Source organism: Leifsonia shinshuensis (genome assembly GCF_022606355.1).
Taxonomy (GTDB): domain Bacteria; phylum Actinomycetota; class Actinomycetes; order Actinomycetales; family Microbacteriaceae; genus Leifsonia; species Leifsonia shinshuensis_B.
Window position 1 is genome coordinate 497,751 of the sequence record NZ_JAHHZQ010000003.1, and the last position, 18,959, is coordinate 516,709.

Genomic DNA, 18,959 nt, shown 5'->3' on the forward strand with positions numbered 1-18,959 from the left:
GCAGCAGCCGGGCGCGAGGACACGAGACCATGACGACACTCCGCAGCAGCGAGTGGTACGCGGGGACCGACCGCAACGCCTACATCCACCGAGCGTGGATGCGGCGGGGGGTGCCGTCGAATGCGTTCGACGGGCGCCCGCAGATCGCGATCGCGAACACCGCCTCGGATCTGACGCCGTGCAACGCCCACCTCAACGAGGTCGCGCAGTCCGTCAAGAACGGTGTGTATGAAGCGGGAGGCATACCGCTGGTGCTGCCGGTCGTGTCCCTCGGTGAGACCCAGGTGCGACCGACCGCCATGCTCTGGCGCAACATGGCCGCGATGGCCACGGAGGAGATGCTGAGGGCCAACCCCATCGACGGCGTCGTGCTCCTCGGCGGCTGCGACAAGACCATCCCTTCGCTGCTCATGGCCGCCGCCTCCGTCGACCTCCCCGCCGTGGTCGTGCCGGGCGGCCCGATGCTCTCCGGACACTTCCGCGGGGACGCTCTGGGCTGCGGCACGGACGTCTGGCGGTTGAGCGAGGAGGTTCGCGGCGGAACGCTCAGCACCACCGACTTCCTCACCTCCGAGTCGTCCATGATCCGCAGCAAAGGGCATTGCAACACCATGGGCACGGCCTCCACGATGGCCCTCGTCGCCGAAGCGCTCGGCGTCGTCCTCCCCGGGCTCGCCGGTACACCGGCGCCGGACGCACGCCTGCTCGAGGCGTCGCACGAGACCGGCCGGCTCGCCGTCGAGCTCGTCGCGGCGCAACGCCGCCCGTCCTCGTTCCTCACCGAGGCGAACTTCCACAACGCGATCGTCGCGCTGGCTGCGGTTGGAGGATCGACGAACGCGGTCGTGCACCTGCTGGCGATCGCCGGCCGGCTCGGCATCGATCTCACCCTCGACGACTTCGACCGGATCGGAGCCGAGGTGCCGCTTCTCGTGAACCTCCAGCCCGCCGGGAAGTACCTGATGGACGATCTCTTCCGGGCCGGCGGGTTCTTGGCCGTCATGCGCGAGGTGCGCGACCTGCTCGATCCCACCGCCCTGACGGTGACAGGAAAGCCCTACGTCGACTATCTCGAGACAGCGCAGGTGTGGGATCCTAACGTGATCACTCCGCGTGACTCGCCCCTCCAGCCGGCGGCCGGAATCAGTGTCCTCCGAGGCAGCCTCGCCCCCGGTGGAGCAATCATCAAATCCGCAGCGGCGTCGCCTCATCTTCTGAAGCACACCGGGCGCGCGGTCGTTTTCGATTCGATCGAGGACTTCCATGCGCGAATCGACGATCCTGATCTCGACATCGACGAGGACAGCATCATGGTTCTTCGCGGATGTGGTCCCAAGGGCTATCCCGGAATGCCGGAAGTCTCGAACATGCCGTTGCCCGAGAAGCTTCTCAAGCGGGGCGTGCGCGACATCATCCGCGTCTGCGATGGGCGGATGTCGGGCACTGCCTACGGCACCGTGGTCCTCCACGTCACGCCGGAATCCGCCGCGGGTGGCCCCCTTTCCCTCGTCAGGGACGGCGACCTGATTAGGCTCGACGTTCGAGGTCGTCGGATCGACCTGCTCGTGCCGGAGGAGGAGTTGGCGCTTCGAAATCCGCACAAGAACCTGGTCGACTCCTACGCGGCACCGACGCGAGGGTGGGAACGACTCTACGTCGACCACGTTCTCCAAGCTGACGCCGGAGCTGACCTTGATTTCCTGCGGGGCTCCTCCGGCCCCGACGTCAGTCGGGAATCTCACTGAAGTGGAGTCCCGGCGGGAAGTGGGCCGAGCGTCTTCCGCCACGTGGAGAGCGCACTCCCGCCGGGAGCTCGGGCGTGAGCGCCAGCAACAACCCGGGTGCTACCGCTTGGCCCCACGCATCTCCACACGCGCACGACGCCGTATCTCCCTGATCTGCGAACCCGTCGGCTCGGGTTCACCTGGCAGGCGGAGCACGGCACCAGTCCTCCGATCAAGTCGGATCAGATCAGGGAAACCCTCGATGGTGACATACCCGGCAGCTCTCTCCTTCTTCTCCTTGAGCTTCCGGACGCCGAGCATGACCAGGCCGAACCCAACCCCGGTCCACGCGGTGATGAACATCGGCCAGAAATACGATGGGTCGTAATGGATGAGCCCGAAGCGGATCGGAATCGAGAGCAACGCCACCCCGAAACCGATAAAAACCGGAGGAATCGCTATGTCGTTGATCTCGTACGCCGAAAGCCCAGGCAACGGACGTGGGACCGTTCGATTCCCGGTCGGATCATCGGCCATCACGTAACCACTCCTGTATCTGGCCGGTGCCGATCCCCGGGGGGTCCTCACTCTCGTCGAGCACCCACGTGAACGGCCCTCGTCTGGTGATGATACCGAAATCGCCATACCAGAGCCGCTCGCCGACATATGCGGGATAGCACTCAACCGGTCAGTCACGGCTGAGCATGTGAGTCTTCTGCGGTATATCCCCACGCCAAGGTCATGTACTCCCGGAAATTGCCGGACGCGCGAAGCGGAAGCCGAACGCGCCACCATTGATCCTGATCGTCGCCGTATGCGGGGCGTTTTGCGTCCGGAGTGAGCAACGCTTGCAGCTCGGTGTCCATCTTGGCTACGGCCGCGCTGAATTGCGCGAATTCAGGATGCGACCTGAGCTCCTGGCAATCGAGCAGCTCCTGGATCAGGGAGCGAATGCTCATGTCGTTGTCGTACTCCTCCGGTTCATCGTCATAGCCCTTATCGATCTCGGCGATGAGATCGGAATAGGCGCCCAGCACAACCTCCGGATCGCGATGGCTCAGTAGCGTCGACCGGCTGGACACGAATCGCGTGAAGTCGGAGAGGTACGACGCGTGGTCGGTCATTTGTATTGCTCCCAAACATGATTCGCCGAGCGGGAGGTCGTAGAGAGGGGATCGGAATTCAGCAGAACTCTCCCTGGGATGGTCCGTACGGAAAATCGGGGCGCACGGTTCGCCCAGGAGTCATTCACGGACGAAAATGTGCTCATTTGTGGGGCCGTCGGGGTCGCCGGAGTTTATGACGAGTACAGTTCGGAAGTTGTCCCACTTCGAGCTGAAATCAAACCCGCGGCTGCCCACGTCCACACCGACGGTCGGGCCTTGGAAATTCGACAAACTCCACTTTCCTTGGCCAGTTGGAGGGTAGCCACCAGGGATGTCCCGGATAACGGCAGTCCCATCGTCACGGAAAACAGCGACGCCAGGCCCGCCATCGGAGTCGACCCACCTCCCTACGACGTCGGAGCGTGTCAGCTCGCCAGGGAGGTTCGATCGGACGAAGTATGCCGCCGCCAATCCAACGATGACCGTACCCACAACCAGGATGCAAATGGCCCAGCCGAGACCGTGACGCCGCCAGCGAGTAGCCTTTTTCGTCATTTTGGCAGCACCACTGTCCAGTCGATCGTGTGCGACGTGTCGCGCGTCCACGAACTCCGACTACCGCTCACGCTCGCGCATTTCCGCACGCGCACGGCGCCGAATTGCTTTGATCTGCGAACCCGTCGGCTCGGGCTCACCTGGCATCCGAAGCACCGCACCCGTCTTTCGATCAAGTCGGATCAGATCAGGGAAGCCTGCGATGGTGACATAGCCCGCGGCTCTCTCCTTCTTCTCCTTGAGCTTCCGGAAGCCGAGTATTACCAGGCCGCACGCGATTCCCGTCCACGCGGTGATGGAGAGGGCCACGAATAGGGACAGATCGTGACCGAGAAAGCCAAACCGAATCGGTAGTGCGAGCAGCCCGATCCCGATGCCGAGAAAAGTTGGGGGAATCCCGATCTCGTTTATCTCGTACGCCGAGAGTCCTGGCAGCGGCTTCGGAAGCTTCGGGGCATCATCGGCCATCTCTCGACCCCCGAACCCAATTTCGGAGCGGTTCACCGATTCCTACAATGTTCAGCGCAACCCCGAGCGCCTTTGTCCCGTCCTCGATAATGTCCCCTGCTCTCGTCGCCACAAACAGCTTTCCTACCGCGCCCCCTGCCGGAACTGCAAGCCCGATGGTGTCCACGGTGCATTGCTGGGCTCGCCGCGGCCCATTGGCGCAGTCGTATGCCGTAGCCAGCCCTCCCGCAGCGTAGGCGACCAGGGCGGCCGGGGGAAAACCGAGCTCCACAAGTCCTGCGATCGCGCCGACAATACCGACACCGTCGAAGAATGCATCTTCCCGCTCTTGCTTGGCCAGCCGCGGTGTCGCGGTGGTGCGCTTCGACAAGATCACTCACGTCGACACCCGGATGGCGACCGAGCCCGGCTTCACGGCAGGGGGACCGTGTCGGCCGCGAGCATCACGATCCCGGCGATCGAGGGATCGGCGGCGGCCACCCGGACGGTGGCCTTGCCCCCTCCGCTGATGCCGGCTACGAAGACGCGGGCGGGGTCGACCTCGGGCCCCTGCCGCGCGCCGCAGCACGCATCATCGACTACGTAGCCGGCATCGAACCGGCAGCGGGCGGCTCCGACACCGTCGACGGGGCCGCCGACGCGATCGCCCGCACAGAGGACCCCGCGCTCTCACCCGGGACGCCCTCCACCGAGCTGCTCTTCGGATGGCCCGCGTCGTACTGGCTCGACTTGCGCGAGTTCGACCAGGTCGCCACCGCAGCAGCACTGAACCGGCCGATCCTCATCCTGCAGGGCGGGCGTGACTACCAGGTCACGGAGGCCGACGATCTGGCGGGCTGGCGCGCCGGCCTCGACGGGAGGCCAGGCGTGAGCATCCGGGTCTTCCCCGATGACGACCACATGTTCTTCCGCGGCAGCGGCCCCTCCGCGCCGTCGGACTATCAGGTGGAGAACCACGTCGATCCCGCGGTGGTGGACGCGATAGTGGACTGGCTGGGGCCCGCTACCCGGCGGGGCGCCCTCCACCGCCTGTTGCCGCGCAAACCGCGCCAGGAGTAGGGCGGACGCCTGGCAGACGCCCGCCCTACCGCTCACCCCGCCGGGGTATCCGCGAGCGAGAACTGGTCGGCGTCGATATGCCCCCAGCTTCCGGTGTTGTGGTCGATGATCTGGATCTGAGCGCTTTGCCCGCTGAGGTCGGTCACATTCCAGCTCGACCAGGCGAGGTGCTCGCTGTTCTGCCCCGTCGTGGTGCGGACGACGTTGCCTCCCACGATCAGGTTGACGGTGGTCTGATCGTCGGGTTCGCCGGCGATCGCCGCCGGCACGTCGCTGAAGAGGATCTGATCGACCATCAGATGCCCCCACCCTGTCGTCGTCTGGTCCGTGACCTGGATCTGCGCCGTGTGGCCGATCAGATCGTGCACGTCCCAGCTCACCGGCGTCATCGTCGAACTGTTCGCCCCGGTCGCGGTGTCGTGCACCGCCCCGTCGACGAGGAGGTTCACCGCCGTGGCACCGGCCGACCCCCATGGGTGGTTCCCGCCGGCGACGAGGAGGTCGATGTAGCCGCGCGTGATGGTGAAGGCGGGCGAGGTGATCGTGCCCATCGCCCCGTCTCCCCCGCCGACGTAGGTGTCGAGGACCTTGGAGCCGACCTGCCCGGGGAGCGAGTCGGCTGAGGGGCCCTGTCCCGCGAAGTCTCCCGTCGCGGTCCAGCCTGATCCGAACGTGCTGCCCTCGAAATCGGCGAACACGGTGGATGGCGCCGGATGGTCGCCGCCGCCGGAGAGGAAGTTCACGAAGGGTTTGTCGATGGTGAACGTCGACGAGGTGAGGTTGCCTGTCGAGGCGTCGCCGCCGTTGTAGCTGTTGACGAGGCGGTTGCCGATGAACCCGGACACGGTCTGCTGGTTCGGCAACGTGCCGGCGGCCGGGCCGCTGCCGAAGGCGGTTCCCGTCGTGCTCCACGTTCCGTACCCACTGCTTTCGAACGTGGCGAACGGAGTGGCCGGAGCGGCCGCGGTGGCGGTGTCGGCGAACTCCTTGATGGCGAGGTTCGAGAACGTGGCCGAACCGCCATCGGTGTACAGGGAGATGCCCGTGTCGCTCGGCAGGAAGAACACGTTGTCGGAGAGCACGCGTTCGCCGTTGTTCACGAACACTTCCACGCTGGACCGGTCGACGAAGATTCGCAGGTGGACGTTCGTGGCCGCGGGGTCGATCGGCGCCTGCGCGTGTTGGAAAGCGGCTCCAAAGTCGTACGACGCTTGGCTCGAGGCGGAGCGATCGACATACACGTTGCCGTTGTAGACGCCGATGTTGGTATGGCGGCTCTTGTCGGCGGACTGGCCCACGGAGATGCCGACGTTGTTCAGCTGCTGCCAGGACACGTCGGCGTCGAGCTCGTAGGCTGAGCCGTGGTAGCCGAGATCCGTGGTCCCGTTCACGGTGACGTCAGCCGGGTGGACGGTTCGGGTGACGAGATCGTCCAGCGCGGGAACGGGTTGGGAGATCAGGCTGTAGGCGCTTCCCTCCTTCGCGAGGGTGAGCTTGCGGACGATGGACATCTGCCCGTTGTAGCCGTCGCTGCTGTCTGTCGGTACGGCGTTGGGGGCGTAGTTCCAGTTGTTCATCCAGCCGAGCGCATACCGGCTGGTGTCCGGATTGGCGTGGTCGGGCCAGGACACGGCGGCGTACCAGTCCGAGCCGTAGTCGAGCCACTGCGGGTCGCGGGCGTCGGTGGTGAAACTGGTGCCGTCCCAGGTCCCGGTCCAATACGCGTAGGTGTCCGGCTGGCCGGAGTAGTCGCCCTGCATGCTTCCGGCGAGTACCCAGTGGCTCGAACCGTCATCGGCGGTGATCTGGTAGATGTCGGGGCACTCGAAGCCCCCGATGTTCGGGGAGGTGTACGCGAACTGGGATCTGTAGGTCCAGTTCTTCAGATCCGGCGACGTGTAGAACCAGAGCTGCTGCTGGCGCCCGATCACCGCGACCCAGTCGTTGTGGGCGGAGTCCCAGACGATCTTCGGGTCTCGGAACCAGTCGTTGCCGTCGGGGTTGGCGATCACCGGTGCGCCGTACGCGGTGAAGGTGGTCCCGCCGTCGGTCGAATACCAGAGGTACTGCGATTGCTGGTACCGGTCGCCGCCGGGCGGTTGCGTTGCCAGGACCACGATCGCCCCTGCGCCGAACCCGGCCGTGTTGTTCGTGTCGACGACTCCCGAGCCCGTCCAGACCGGGAAGTTCCCTCCGCCGCCGAGCGGGATGGCGACGCCCTGGTCCTGGAAGACGACGTTGTCGGTAGTCGTCGCGTGACGCCACCCGCCCGGACTGTTGTTGGGATTGCTGTACAGGTAGTACAGGTTGTACTTCCCGTTCGCCCAGACCGGCCGCTGCGGATCGCTGAGCCAGTGGTCGGGAGGCGTCAGATGGTACTGCGCCCGAAGCGACTGGCCGGGAGGATTCAGAGCGTTGGACGCGGTGGCCGGGATCGCAGCCAAACCGGCGGCTATAGCGATCGCGCCGACTGCGGCGACGATGCGGCGCCGCGCTGCCGAGCGGCGACGGTCTTCTTTGACACGCATGGGGATCCGTTCTCCAATGAATTGATCAAACGTTTAACCAATTTTAGCGGAGAACTGCATTTTTGGTCAAGCGTTTAATCATCCCGCGCGGCGCGTCACGACGCGATGTGCGCCGCTTCAGCGATGGACGAGCGGAGGACCGGAGGACAATCGACCGTGACGAGCTGGTTCGGTCGGTGCTCGTCGATGCCCAGCAGGAGGCGGATGCCCTTCGCGCCGAGTTCGTAGTGCGGCAGCGCGACCGTGGTCAACGGTGGACGGAGGTGGGCCGCGATGACTTCCTGGTTGTCGAAGCCGACGACGGCCATGTCCTCGGGGATGGACAGACCTCGGCGGCGGAGGCCGTCGTAGAGCCCCATCGCGACCCGGTCGTTGTGGCAGAAGACCGCGGTGGCTCCGCTGGCCAGCAGCTGCTCGACCGAGTCGTAGCCACCCTCTTGCTCCGGGAGCGCGTCGAACACGAGGGCGGGATCGTACGCGATGCCTGCTGCCGCGAGCGCCTGCTGGTAGCCGAGGAGGCGGCCCTCGTGCGCCGGCGAGGGCGTGGTGGTGTTGATCATCGCGATACGGCGGTGCCCGCTGTCGATCAGCAGTTGCGTCGCCGTCCGGCCGCCCTGCACTTCGTCAGGGACGACGGCCGTCGCATCGTCGTCCGGGGAGTAGCAGTCGACGAGCACGAAGTCGGTCTCGCGCAGTCCCGCAGGCACTTCGGTCGCGCGGTGGTACCAGGTGGAGTAGAGGATGCCGCGCACCTTGTGCTCGAGCATCATCCCGACGGCCTCCCGCTCGGCGTCGGCGTTGCCGTCGGTGTTGGCCACCAGCAGGACGTAGCCGTGCTTCCACGCCTCGTCCTGAGCGCCGTGGATGATCTGGCCGGCGAACGGGGTCGTGGCGATCGCGTCGGCGACGAGCCCGATGAACTTGGAATGTCCGCTCACGAGGGTTTTCGCGAGGGCGTTCGGCCGGTATCCGAGGTCGCGGATCGCGTCGCGGACGCGTTTGCGGGCGTCATCGCCGATGCGCGCGTTCTTCTTCTCGTTGACCACCAGCGACACCGTCGCGATCGACACGCCTGCAGCCTCGGCGACGTCGCGCATTGTCACCGGGTGCGCGGTGTTCTGGTTCGTCTCGGACGTCATTGCCCCTCCGCTTTCAGCTTACCGACTGCTCGGTGTCATCCCTTGGTCGCTCCGCTCTCCAGCCCGTAGCGCATCGCCTTGTTCAAGACGAGGAAGACCAGCAGCAACGGCGTGATGGTGACGCAGACCGCAGCGAAGGTCGCCGTCCAATCCACCTTGCCCATTGCTCCGATGTAGTTCTGCAGCCCCAGCGGGATGGTCTTCAACCCGTCGGATAGCACGAAGGTGTTGGCGAAGATGAAGTCGTTCCAGATGAAGATGCTGTTGACCAGCACGACGGTGACGATCGTGTTCACCGAGAGCGGGAAGGTGATCTGCCCGAAGATGCGGTACGGGCCGGCGCCGTCGAGGGAGGCCGCCTCGTACGTCTCGCGGGGGATGTACTCGAAGAACGACGAGAAGAGGTAGACGGACATCGGCAGGGCGAACCCGGCGAGAGGGATGATCATCGACTGGTACGTGTCGAGGAGGTTGACCGACGAGTAGTCGATGAACAGCGGCACCAGCGCGATCTGCACAGGCACGATGATCCCGATCAGGAACAGCCCTCGAACGAGCTTGCCGAGCCGGAATCCGAGGACCTGGATCGCGTAGGCGGCCATCATTCCGAGGAAGACGATCAGGATGTTCGCGCCCATCGTCACGATGAAGCTGTTCAGGATGTTCAAGCCCAGGTTCCCCGTGCCGAACGCCCGGGCGTAGTTGTCCAGGGTGAACGAGCTCGGCAGAGCGAACGGGTTGCCGGTGGTGAAGTCGTGCTCGGTCCGCACACTGGTCAGGAACAGCCACAGCAGCGGGTAGACCTGTACGATCACGATGACGACGACCAGCAGCGTGTTCAGCGACCGGTAGACGTTCGGCCGTCGACGGCGGCGAACCGGGCGGCGCGGTGCGACCGGGGTCGGCCGGGTCGCTGCGGGACGGGTGAGCTGGGTGGTCATGCGTCGGCCTTTCGACGGAGGAGCAGGTAGATCAGACCGACGGCGACGAGGCATTCGACGACGATGAAGACGGAGATGCTGCTGGCGTAGCCGTAGTTCGTGCTGGTGAACGCGGTCTTGTACATGTAGGTGGTCAGCAGCTCGGAGGACTGCCCCGGTCCCCCGTTCGTGAGCAGGTACGGGATGTCGAAGCCGCGCAGCGCATACGTGGTGGCCATGATCACCGTGGTGATCCACACGGGGCGGATGTACGGGAAGCGGATCTTGGTGAAGATGCGCCAGGCGTTCGCGCCGTCCAGGCGGGCGGCCTCCTCCAGCTCTGCAGGAACGGCGATCAGCGCGGCGTAGATGATCAGGACGTAGAGGCCGGTGAACCGCCACCCCTCGGGGATCGACACCGCGGCGAGCACTGTGTGGACGTCGGACAGCCACGGGCGGGCGACGTCGCCGAGCCCCACCCACTGCAGGATCTGGTTGAGCAGACCCACCGGGTCTGCCGAGTAGATGCGGGCGAACAGGAAGGCGATCGCCACCGTGCTGATCACGGCCGGCAGCAGGTACATGGTCTTCACGAGTTCGCGGCCCCGGCGCAGGGAGGTCAGCAGGCTCGCGACGACGAGTCCGCCGCCGAGCTGGAGGACGAGGCAGATGACGAGGTAGCCGAGTGCGTTGAAGAACGCGCGCCAGAAGACGGTGTCGCCGGTGAACATGTGGATGTAGTTGGCGAGGCCGACGAACTGGAGGTCGCTGATGCCGTCCCACTCGAAGAAGCTGAGGAACAGCGACTGCAGGATCGGGAACAGCACGGCGATGCAGTACAGCGCCAGCGGCGGGATCAGGAAGACCAGCACCGAGAGCCGGGAGCGGCTGGGAAGCATGGGACGCCTTTCAGGGGGCCCGTGAGGGCAGCGCTCGGGAGCGCCGCCCTCACGGAGCTGGGTTACTTGAAGGCCTTCGGGCCATTCTGTGCGATGGTCTGGTCCATCGTGCTGATGAACTCCTCCGGCTTGATGTTGCCCTGGACGAGCAGGGTCAACTCCTGCTGCAGGCGGGTGTTGGAGGTCGGGTCCAGCTGGGTGTCCCACGGCATCGCGATCTTGTCGCCCAGGTCGTTCGCCTGGTCGACGGCCTTCTTGTACAGCGGCGTCGCGTTGCCCGGGATCGTGGTCTGCACGTTGGTCGTCGGCGAGAGGGCGCCCGTCGCCGCGTAGAGCTTCGGGTACCGGGTGAGCGCGTACTTCAGGAAGTCGCGCACCAGCGGGTCGAAGGTCTTGGCGTTGACGGCCATTCCGATGCCGGACGGTGAGACGTACTCGTTCGCGGTCGTCACCGAGCCGGCGGTGGTCGGCAGGGTGAAGTAGTCGACATCGGAGCGCACCGACGGGTCGAGCTTGTCGGTCGCCAGGCTGGCGAGCTCCCAGGTGCCGATGTTGTACATCGCGGCCTTGCCCGAGGTGAACAGCGCCTGTGCGTCGGAGTACCCCGTGGACGAGAAGCCGTCCTCGAAGCACTTCGCCTGACCGAGCTTGTCGAGCCAGTCGGCCGCCGCCGTGCCCGTGGAGTCGCTGAGCTTGGCGTCGCCCTTCTTCAGCTTCGTGATGTAGTCCGGGCCGGCCGTCCGGAACGGGTGGTACGCCATGTACCGTTCCAGCGGCCACTGGTCCTGGCCGTCCAGGGCGAGCGGGGTGATGCCGGCCTTGCGCAGAGCGGTGCACATGGCGGGGATGTCGTCCAGCGAGGTCGGCACGGACACGCCCGCCTTCTGCAGGAGGGCCTTGTTGTACCAGAAGAACTCGAGCTGGAACTCGAACGGGATCGTGTAGAGGGACCCGTCGTCGAACCGCTGGTAGTTCAGCGCCGCCGGGCGGTAGTCGTTGTACAGCCCGAGGCTCTTCAGCAGCTTCGCGGCGTCGATCATCTTGCCCTGCTTGGCCAGCTTGGCCGCGAACGGCGTCGCGTCCGTGTCGAACAGCTCCGGCAGCTTGTTGGCCGCGGCGAGGGTCTCGTACTTCTGGATGTAGGACGGCCGGTCGGGGGTGGTGATCAGGTTCAGCGAGAAGCCGGGGTGCGTCTTCGCGTAGTCGGCGGCGATCTGCTTCATCGTGGTGATGACGCCGCCGTCGGCGGGACGCGACAGCAGCCAGGAGATCTGCCGAGGCTTGATCGCACCGCTGGGGTTCACATTGTCGGCGTTGCCGCCGCCGCCGGAGCTGCAGCCGGCCAGTGCGAGGGCGAGCGCCGCAGCGGCAGCGACTGTCCCGAGCAGTTTCTTCATGGTGTCTCCATCTTCTTTGATTGGAATCGCTAGGCGGTTCGGGTCATGGTGCAGGGGTTTCGGCGCGCTGGTACACGTGAAGCGCCTGGAGGGTCGCGCCGCCCTCTCCGGCGAAGAATCCGAGCCGCCCGTCCGGGTGCCCGTAGATCCGGGTGCTCAATGACACGGAACGGTCGATGACCGCGACGAGGATGTCGTCGTCGGCGACGATCTCGATGGTGTGGCGGCCCGGCGCCAGGGTGCAGGGCCGCTCCAGCTCGATCTCGAACGGGACGTCGCCGGAGACATGCCACTGGGCGTCCCCGGTCTTCTCCCGCGGCCAGCGATCGAACACGACACGGCCGCGACGCGGTTCGAGTCGGAGCACGTAGGAACGGTCGCCATCGTCGGTCGCGCGCAGCAGGAGGCCGGTCTCGGAGGTGTCCGGCGCGATGTCGATCTCCGCTCGCGCATAGAAGGTGTCAGGGAGTTCATCGACCGAGATCGTGTCGGCGTACCCGTCGAGGGTGGTGAAACCGATCGGGAGCGGCTCGGCGAATCGCAGCGGGAGCTCCTGGTCGAAACTGTCGACGAGCTCGCGCGGCAACCCGAACGCGAGCGACCCGTCCGGGCGCTGCGACGCCTCGAGCACCGACATGGTGCCGGCCCACTGCCAGGCGCCGTCGTCCGTCTGCCCGTCTTTGGTGGCGATCCAGCCGAAGAAGAACCGGCGGCCGTCGCGTTCGGCGGTCTTGGCGGCGTAGTAGGCCCGGCCGTCGATGCTGTCGTGGTCGGGGACGATCCAGGGGCCGTCCGGTGTTCGCGCCATCCGGTAGCGGGTGGTGAACGACTCGGAGAACTCCGAGTAGACCAGGTACCACCAGTCGCCCCACTGGAACACGTCCGGGCATTCGTGGGTGATGTAGCGTCGGGGGTCCCAGAACGGCTGTGCCGGCGTCCACTGCCGCAGATCCGTGGAACGCAGCTCGGCGATCACACCACGGCGCCGCTCCGCCCCGTCGCGGTGACGGGCGGCGACCAGCATCCGCCAGCTGCCCTTGTCCTCATCCCGGAAGACGAACGGATCCCGCCAGTCCGCCGTCTCGTACCCGGCCGGAGCCCCGAACGTCAGCTCGGGATGCTTCACCCAGGAGCGCATTCCGTCGGCGCTCGTCGCGTGGGCGACCAGCTGGAGCGGGAGGCCGTCGGCGCCGAGCCGGTTCGGGTTCTGTGCGGTGTAGAAGAGGTGGACGAGCCCGTCCGGTCCGTCGACGACACTTCCCGTGTACGCGTTGAAGTCCTCCTCGTCCGCCCCGCCCGCGGGAAGCGAGACACCGCGATCGTCGAAGGTGACGAAATCATCGGTGACCACGAGGTTCCAGGGAGTGCCCGGTTTCGGCGTCTCCCGGAGCTCGTGCAGGTAGAAGAGGTAGAACTCGCCATCCCTCTCGAACGGGATGATGTCGCCCACCCAACCATCGGAAGGGCGGAAGAAGACGGGGCGTGGCATCGGCGTCGATGACCTTTCTGGACTCATCACTGAATCCGCTAAAGCGTTTGACCAGCTCACGATAACTCACGCTAGAGTGATGGTCAAGCGTTTAAGCACGACGACGTCGTCACGAAAGGGTCACCATGTTCTTCTTGCCGGATTCGTGGGTCTGGGACTTCTGGTTCGCCGACGACGGCGACCGATACCATCTGTTCTTCCTCTACGCGTCGCGTGCGCTCAAGGACCCGGAGGCGCGTCACTACCGGGCATCGATCGGGCACGCGGTGTCTGACGACCTGACCGACTGGACAAGGATCGAAGACGCGCTCGTGCGCTCGGACGCGCCGGCCTTCGATGACCTGGCCACCTGGACAGGCTCGACGATCCGCGGCGCAGACGGGCGCTGGCGACTGTTCTACACCGGCTCCACCCGTGCCCCGGACGGCACGAAGAACATCCAGAGCATCGGCGTCGCCACCTCGCCCGACCTGCTCAGCTGGACGAAATCGCCGGCGAATCCGGTGCTGACCGCCGACGGGCGATGGTACGAGACCCTGTCGGAACAGTGGCACGACGAAGCGTTCCGCGACCCGTGGGTGTTCGCCGACCCCTCCGGCCACGGCTGGCACATGCTGATCACCGCCCGAGCGCGGACCGGAGCCGACCCGTTCACTCGCGGAGTCGTCGGCCACGCCACCTCCCCCGACCTCGACCGCTGGCGATTGCAGGAACCGCTGACCGCGCCCGCCCCGCGCGGTTTCGGACAGCTCGAGGTGATGCAGACCGAAATCGTCGACGGGCACGCCGTTCTCGTGTTCTCCTGCCTCGCCGAACACGCGAGCCTCGCGCGACGAGACCGCACCGGAGGAATCTGGGCGGCGCCGGCGGAGAGCCTCGTCGGCCCGTTCGACATCGACGCCGCCTACCCGCTCACCGACGACCGGCTCTACAGCGGCCGGCTCATCCGGCAGCGGGACGGTCGATGGGCGATGCTCGCCTTCGAGCTCGCCGGCGACGACACCCCGTTCATCGGCTCGATCACCGACCCGATGCCGGTCGGCTGGGTGGACGGCCGGCTGATCGTCGCGGACCTGCCGGCGCGCTTGTCATCGCGCGCGGCGAGCACGCCGCTCGCCGCGCAAGGTTCGGCTGTTACCCCGGCGCGCCCGCGCAGGCGTTCCTCGCGTATATAGTCGGATCCCAGTCCGATTCGGCGCGGGAGGGAAGCGATGCGAGCGCTCATCAATGCACCGATAGTCGACGTCGAATCGAAACAGCAGCTGATCGAGTTGCTGCAACCCACGGGATGGCTGGTGAGGCCGTCCGCAGACAAGGCGGTCGACGAGGAACTCACGCAGTCGCTCCTGGAGAAGTTCTCTCCTCACGCACGAACCCGACTGCAGCTCGCCGACCGGGTGCTGATCGACGTCGGCAACAACGAGTACGGAATGGCGTCGTTGGAGAACGTCGGTGCGATCCACTTCCGTGTCGTCAAGGACAACGCTCGTCACGAGGAGATGCAGCACCTGGTCGAAGGGGTCTGCAAGACGCTCATCCCAGTGCTCGAGTCGAAGACCCCGGCCAATCAGCCGGTCTTCACCCGGATCGAGCTTCTCGAGGCGAACTCGTCCAGTCCGGCAGCGTCGGGGACGATGACGAACATTCACACGTACGGTTTCAGGCAGTTCGTCCGCTTCGAACGGGTTACCGAGTATCGCCTGTTCTGGTTCCTGCTCGTCGCATTCGTCGCCACCTTCGCGGTCAGCGTCGCCCTGGCCTTCTTCGGCGGCGCTGACGCGACGCTCGTAGAGATCAAAGGTTGGGTCGAACGGATCTCTTCAGCGTTCCTGGTGTCGACACTCACCTCGATCATCACGCTGACCATCCAGTACCAGCGCTGGAAGAGCGTCGACGTGCGCATCGAGTGGTCTTAGCGGGCTCCTGAGTCTCGTCATCGTCTGACCTGTACGCTCCCGAAGGTTTCATTCGCATCGAGGTCATCAACGATTCCCGCGGAATTCACCTCCCGTGCCCACGCTGAGAATGCGCGAGCAGGTCGGGGTGTCATCGGGATGCGCCGCCGCCGGGCTGATGACGGAGGAATGCGATGGAATCCAGAACACGGGCACGTACGGCGGTCGCCGCCATGAGCCTTGCGGGCCTTGCCGCCGCGAGTTTCGCAGGGTGGGGCGGGGCGGCGAGCGCATCGGCGGAGTCCCTCCACGCCGGGGAGCATTCACGGCACGTCCTGCTCATCTCCATCGACGGCATGCACCAGAGCGACCTCGACTGGTACATCTCCCAGCACCCGGGTTCGACGCTCGCCGAACTGACGCACCATGGCAGCGAGTACGTCAACGCGGTGACGTCCAATCCGTCCGACTCCGACCCGGGCGGCACCGCGCTGATGACCGGCGGCAACCCCAAGACGACCGGCGTCTTCTACGACGTCGAATACAGCCACACCGTGGATGAGGCCGGATCCGCGTGCACCCCGGGCAAGGCGGCGACCGGCGGCGACGTCATCTATGACTCTCCCGACGACGCGCTCCCCGCGGTTCCCGACTTCCTCAACGCGGCGAACGGAGCATTCCCGTCGTTCGACGAGAACGGCTCCCTCTACCCTGCAGGCGTGGACAAGAACCCCGCCGCGATCATGAACCTGAAATTCGATCCGAAGTCCTCCCTGAATCCCGCGACGTTCCCGGTCGACCCGGCGACGTGCAAGCCGATCACGCCGTGGGACTACCTCGGGGACAACACGATCTTCCAGGTCATCCACAAGGCCGGTCTGCGAACCGCGTGGTCGGACAAGCACGAGGTGTACGCATCGTTCAATGGTCCGGGATCGAACGGGCAGAGCATCGACGACCTGTTCTCCCCGGAGATCGACTCGCAAGCCGTCATGCCGAACGGCGTGCCCTATCCACAAGACGACGACTGGGCGCACATCGATGCCGCCACCAAACAGTACGACGGGTACAAGGTGCAAGCCGTGGTGAACGAGCTCGACGGGCTCGACCACTCGGGTAAGACCAAGGTCGGCGTTCCCGCCATCCTGGGGATGAACTTCCAGACCGTCTCGGTCGCCCAGAAGATCAAGTCGACGCCGACCACGCTGATCAAGAACGCCGACGGTTCCTACACCACCAGCGCACCGCAGGCCGGCGGATACCAGCGGGTGAACGGCAAGCTCGTCCCCGGGCCGGTTCTCTCCAGCGCACTGGACTACGTCGACACCCAACTGGACCGTGTGGTCTCGACCATCCACAAGGAGGGCCTGACCGGCAAGACGACGATCGTGCTCACCGCGAAGCACGGTCAGTCGCCCCAGGACCCGGCCAAGCTGGTGACGGTGAAGGACGGCCCCATCATCGACGCGATCAATGCCGCATGGGCGCAGACCCATCCGAGCAACACGAAGCTGATCGTGGCCGGCACCGACGACGACCTCTGGCAGTCCTACCTGTCGGACAACTCGCAGACCGCCGACGACTTCGTCAAGGCTCACCTCTGGAGCCACACGGCTCAGGGCATCAACGCCGCCGGTGCCACCGTCACCGTGGAGCACTCGGGGCTGAGCCAGGTCTGGGCCGGAAAGGACGCCGCGAGCTTCTTCGGCGTCGCGGTCGACAACGGTCACTACCCCGACGTCTTCGGTGAGGTGCAGGAGGGCGTCGTCTACTCGGGCCCGACCAAGCTCGCTGAGCACGGCGGCATGAACACCGGCGACCGTCACGTACTGATGGTCGTCGACGGCCCCGGCGTCCCGGCGCAGGTGACCTCGACGCCCGTGGAGACCACCCAGGTCGCGCCGACCATCCTGGCGACCCTCGGCCTCGACCCGTCGTCTCTGACCGCCGTTCAGAAGGAAGGCACCCGGGTGCTTCCTGGCATCGCCGGATCGCGACACGATCGATGATGCACACGCATCCGGAGACGATCTGACCCACCGCGCAGGGCCGGGGCTCACCGCCCCGGCCCTCAGCCGGCTCGACCGGGATCCCGCCCGCTTCCGGCCTACCAGGGGACCGTGCCGTCGCGATCGGTGAGGGTTCCGGTCGGTCCGGCGCCGCCGAGGAGCGCAAGCCGCACGACGGCGTCCGTGCCCTCCTCCACGGTCTGGGTACCCTGACGCCGGTTGAAGTCGGTCGCGGTGTAGCCGGGATCCACAGCGTTGAAGCGGATGTCCGGGAGAGCCCGCGCGTACTGCACGGCGAGCATCGTCGCCGCGGACTTCGACGAGCTGTAGGTGATGGAGCCGTAGCGGCCCCATTCGGTCTCCGTGACCTGGTGGAACGACCCGAGCCCGCTCGTCACGACGATGACCGCGGGAGCCTCCGCCGCCTGGAGGAGAGGCAGGAAGGCCTGGGTTACCCGGACGACGCCGAACACGTTCGTCTCGTAGACCGTGCGGACGTGATCGGCCGTGAGCTCGGCGACCGGGACGCGGCCGCCGCTGATGCCCGCATTGTTGATCAGGACGTCGACGCGGCCGGCCTCGGCGCGCAGCGTCTCGGCGGCCGCCGCCACGGTCGCGTCCTCGGTGACATCGAGCTGGACGACGCGCGCACCGAGTGCAGCCGCGGCAGCTCGCCCACGCTCGACGTCACGGGCACCGATCCAGACGTCATGGCCGGCCGCCAGCAGACGGCGGGCGGTTTCGTAGCCGAGGCCCTTGTTGGCCCCGGTGATGAGGGTTGTTGTCATGTCCTCAGGGTGGCTGGCGGGGCGCCGACGGCCCAGGCTCCCGCGCGCCGTAGGACTCCCAGTACCAGGCGGCCCGCTGCGACGCGGCGGATACTGGGGAGGTGGCAACCGGAATCGAGCTCGGCGCGGCGGTGCGCGCGTGGCGTGAGCGCATCACCCCGGCCGAGGCGGGTCTGCCCGCCGGTGGAGACCGTCGCGTGCCCGGTCTCCGTCGCGAAGAACTCGCCCTGCTGGTCGGAATCTCGGTCGACTACCTGGTCAGGCTCGAACAGGGTCGCGCCACGAACCCGTCGCCGCAGGTTCTCGGAGCCCTCGCACGGGCGCTGCGGCTGCCACCGGGCGAGCGCGAGTTGCTGTACCGCCTGGCGGGCGCGGTGCCCCCGCCTTCCGGCTCAGTCCCCCGCGCGGTTCCACGCGGTGTGCAGCTGATGATCGACCGGATGTCGGACACCCCGCTCGCCGTGTTCACGGCCGCCTGGGACACCGTGCAGTGGAATCCGCTCTGGGCCGCGCTGCTCGGCGACCCGGCGGCGCTGGACGCGCGCGCCCGCAATCTGATCTGGCGCTACTTCACCGCAGAGCAGGCGACCGGCTCGCGCGTCGAGCGCGACGCCCTGCATGCGGACGCCTTCGAACGCGAGATGGTCGCCGATCTGCGGCGCGCCGCGGACCGATACCCCGACGACCGTGCCGTCCGCGAGCTCACCGCCGCGCTGCGCGAGGCGAATCCCCGCTTCGCCGACCTCTGGCGGCGATACGAAGCCGCTCCGAACAGCCCCTCGCGCAAGACGGTCGTCCACCCCGACCTCGGCCCGATCACCCTCGACTGCGACGTGCTGACCCTCGACGGGAGCGACCTGCGCATCGTGCTCTATTCGGCCGAGCCGGGCACCCGGGACGCCGAGCTCCTCGAGCGCCTGCGACACCGCTCCACCGTCCGAGCCCGGCGCTAGAGTCCCCTGGGATCCGCGGTCTCTTCACGA

The 18,959-nt window shown here is 66.4% G+C and carries 16 protein-coding genes; 6 read left to right on the forward strand and 10 right to left on the reverse strand.

Translation table 11 applies throughout. From position 1 onward, the window contains the following. The first annotated feature begins 29 nt into the window (after nt 1-29). Entirely contained in the window at nt 30-1,745 is a 1,716-nt protein-coding gene (locus KNO15_RS13815; RefSeq protein ID WP_241704318.1) for an IlvD/Edd family dehydratase, read from the forward strand. Nucleotides 1,746-1,844: 99 nt separating this feature from the next. Here the strand turns inward: KNO15_RS13815 and KNO15_RS13820 are convergent, their stop codons facing one another. The 3 genes from KNO15_RS13820 to KNO15_RS13830 all read right to left on the reverse strand — a co-directional run bounded on the left by KNO15_RS13820 (nt 1,845) and on the right by KNO15_RS13830 (nt 3,853). Further along, nucleotides 1,845-2,261, reverse strand: a complete 417-nt coding sequence (locus tag KNO15_RS13820) for a hypothetical protein (RefSeq protein ID WP_241704319.1) — start codon at nt 2,259-2,261, stop codon at nt 1,845-1,847. Between the two features lie 155 nt (nt 2,262-2,416). Then, nucleotides 2,417-2,848 (reverse strand): hypothetical protein, encoded by a 432-nt coding sequence (locus tag KNO15_RS13825; protein ID WP_241704320.1) that lies wholly within the window; start codon nt 2,846-2,848, stop codon nt 2,417-2,419. A 597-nt stretch (nt 2,849-3,445) separates the two neighbouring features. Further along, the gene (locus KNO15_RS13830) at nt 3,446-3,853 is read right to left on the reverse strand and encodes a hypothetical protein (RefSeq protein ID WP_241704321.1); all 408 of its coding nucleotides are present in this window, start codon (nt 3,851-3,853) and stop codon (nt 3,446-3,448) included. 345 nt (nt 3,854-4,198) lie between these two features. Here KNO15_RS13830 and KNO15_RS13835 point away from each other — a divergent pair, with 345 nt between their 5' ends. After that, nucleotides 4,199-4,912: an alpha/beta hydrolase family protein gene (locus KNO15_RS13835; protein WP_241704323.1), complete on the forward strand. Its 714-nt coding sequence runs from the start codon at nt 4,199-4,201 to the stop codon at nt 4,910-4,912. A 32-nt stretch (nt 4,913-4,944) separates the two neighbouring features. Here KNO15_RS13835 and KNO15_RS13840 read toward each other — a convergent pair whose 3' ends face one another. From KNO15_RS13840 to KNO15_RS13865, 6 genes are all read right to left on the reverse strand, one after another. Continuing rightward, the gene (locus tag KNO15_RS13840) at nt 4,945-7,440 is read right to left on the reverse strand and encodes a glycoside hydrolase family 32 protein (protein WP_241704324.1); all 2,496 of its coding nucleotides are present in this window, start codon (nt 7,438-7,440) and stop codon (nt 4,945-4,947) included. A gap of 95 nt (nt 7,441-7,535) precedes the next feature. Then, complete coding sequence (locus tag KNO15_RS13845; RefSeq protein WP_241704325.1) at nt 7,536-8,579, reverse strand: LacI family DNA-binding transcriptional regulator; 1,044 nt, start codon at nt 8,577-8,579, stop codon at nt 7,536-7,538. A gap of 35 nt (nt 8,580-8,614) precedes the next feature. Then, nucleotides 8,615-9,520, reverse strand: a complete 906-nt coding sequence (locus KNO15_RS13850; RefSeq protein ID WP_241704326.1) for a carbohydrate ABC transporter permease — start codon at nt 9,518-9,520, stop codon at nt 8,615-8,617. Further along, nucleotides 9,517-10,398 (reverse strand): carbohydrate ABC transporter permease, encoded by an 882-nt coding sequence (locus KNO15_RS13855; protein ID WP_241704327.1) that lies wholly within the window; start codon nt 10,396-10,398, stop codon nt 9,517-9,519. Before KNO15_RS13855 ends, KNO15_RS13850 begins: the two co-directional genes overlap by 4 nt. A 62-nt stretch (nt 10,399-10,460) precedes the next feature. Next, complete coding sequence (locus KNO15_RS13860; RefSeq protein WP_241704328.1) at nt 10,461-11,795, reverse strand: ABC transporter substrate-binding protein; 1,335 nt, start codon at nt 11,793-11,795, stop codon at nt 10,461-10,463. Between the two features lie 43 nt (nt 11,796-11,838). Further along, complete coding sequence (locus KNO15_RS13865; RefSeq protein WP_241704329.1) at nt 11,839-13,284, reverse strand: GH32 C-terminal domain-containing protein; 1,446 nt, start codon at nt 13,282-13,284, stop codon at nt 11,839-11,841. A 125-nt stretch (nt 13,285-13,409) separates the two neighbouring features. Between KNO15_RS13865 and KNO15_RS13870 the strand changes: the two genes are divergently transcribed. The 3 genes from KNO15_RS13870 (at nt 13,410) to KNO15_RS13880 (ending at nt 17,188) form a co-directional block, all read left to right on the forward strand. Then, nucleotides 13,410-14,459 carry a glycoside hydrolase family 68 protein gene (locus KNO15_RS13870; RefSeq protein WP_241704330.1) on the forward strand — a complete coding sequence of 350 codons (1,050 nt, stop codon included), beginning with the start codon at nt 13,410-13,412 and terminating at the stop codon, nt 14,457-14,459. Between the two features lie 36 nt (nt 14,460-14,495). Continuing rightward, entirely contained in the window at nt 14,496-15,200 is a 705-nt protein-coding gene (locus tag KNO15_RS13875; RefSeq protein WP_241704332.1) for a hypothetical protein, read from the forward strand. A 173-nt stretch (nt 15,201-15,373) separates the two neighbouring features. Continuing rightward, on the forward strand, nt 15,374-17,188 hold the full coding sequence (locus KNO15_RS13880; RefSeq protein ID WP_241704334.1) for an alkaline phosphatase family protein: 1,815 nt from the start codon (nt 15,374-15,376) through the stop codon (nt 17,186-17,188). A 98-nt stretch (nt 17,189-17,286) separates the two neighbouring features. On the opposite strand, the gene KNO15_RS13885 is transcribed toward KNO15_RS13880, so the two are convergent. Then, nucleotides 17,287-17,976, reverse strand: coding sequence for an SDR family NAD(P)-dependent oxidoreductase (locus KNO15_RS13885; protein ID WP_241704336.1), 690 nt, complete (start codon nt 17,974-17,976; stop codon nt 17,287-17,289). A 101-nt stretch (nt 17,977-18,077) separates the two neighbouring features. Here KNO15_RS13885 and KNO15_RS13890 point away from each other — a divergent pair, with 101 nt between their 5' ends. Then, nucleotides 18,078-18,929, forward strand: a complete 852-nt coding sequence (locus KNO15_RS13890; protein WP_241704337.1) for a helix-turn-helix domain-containing protein — start codon at nt 18,078-18,080, stop codon at nt 18,927-18,929. Nucleotides 18,930-18,959: the final 30 nt, after the last annotated feature.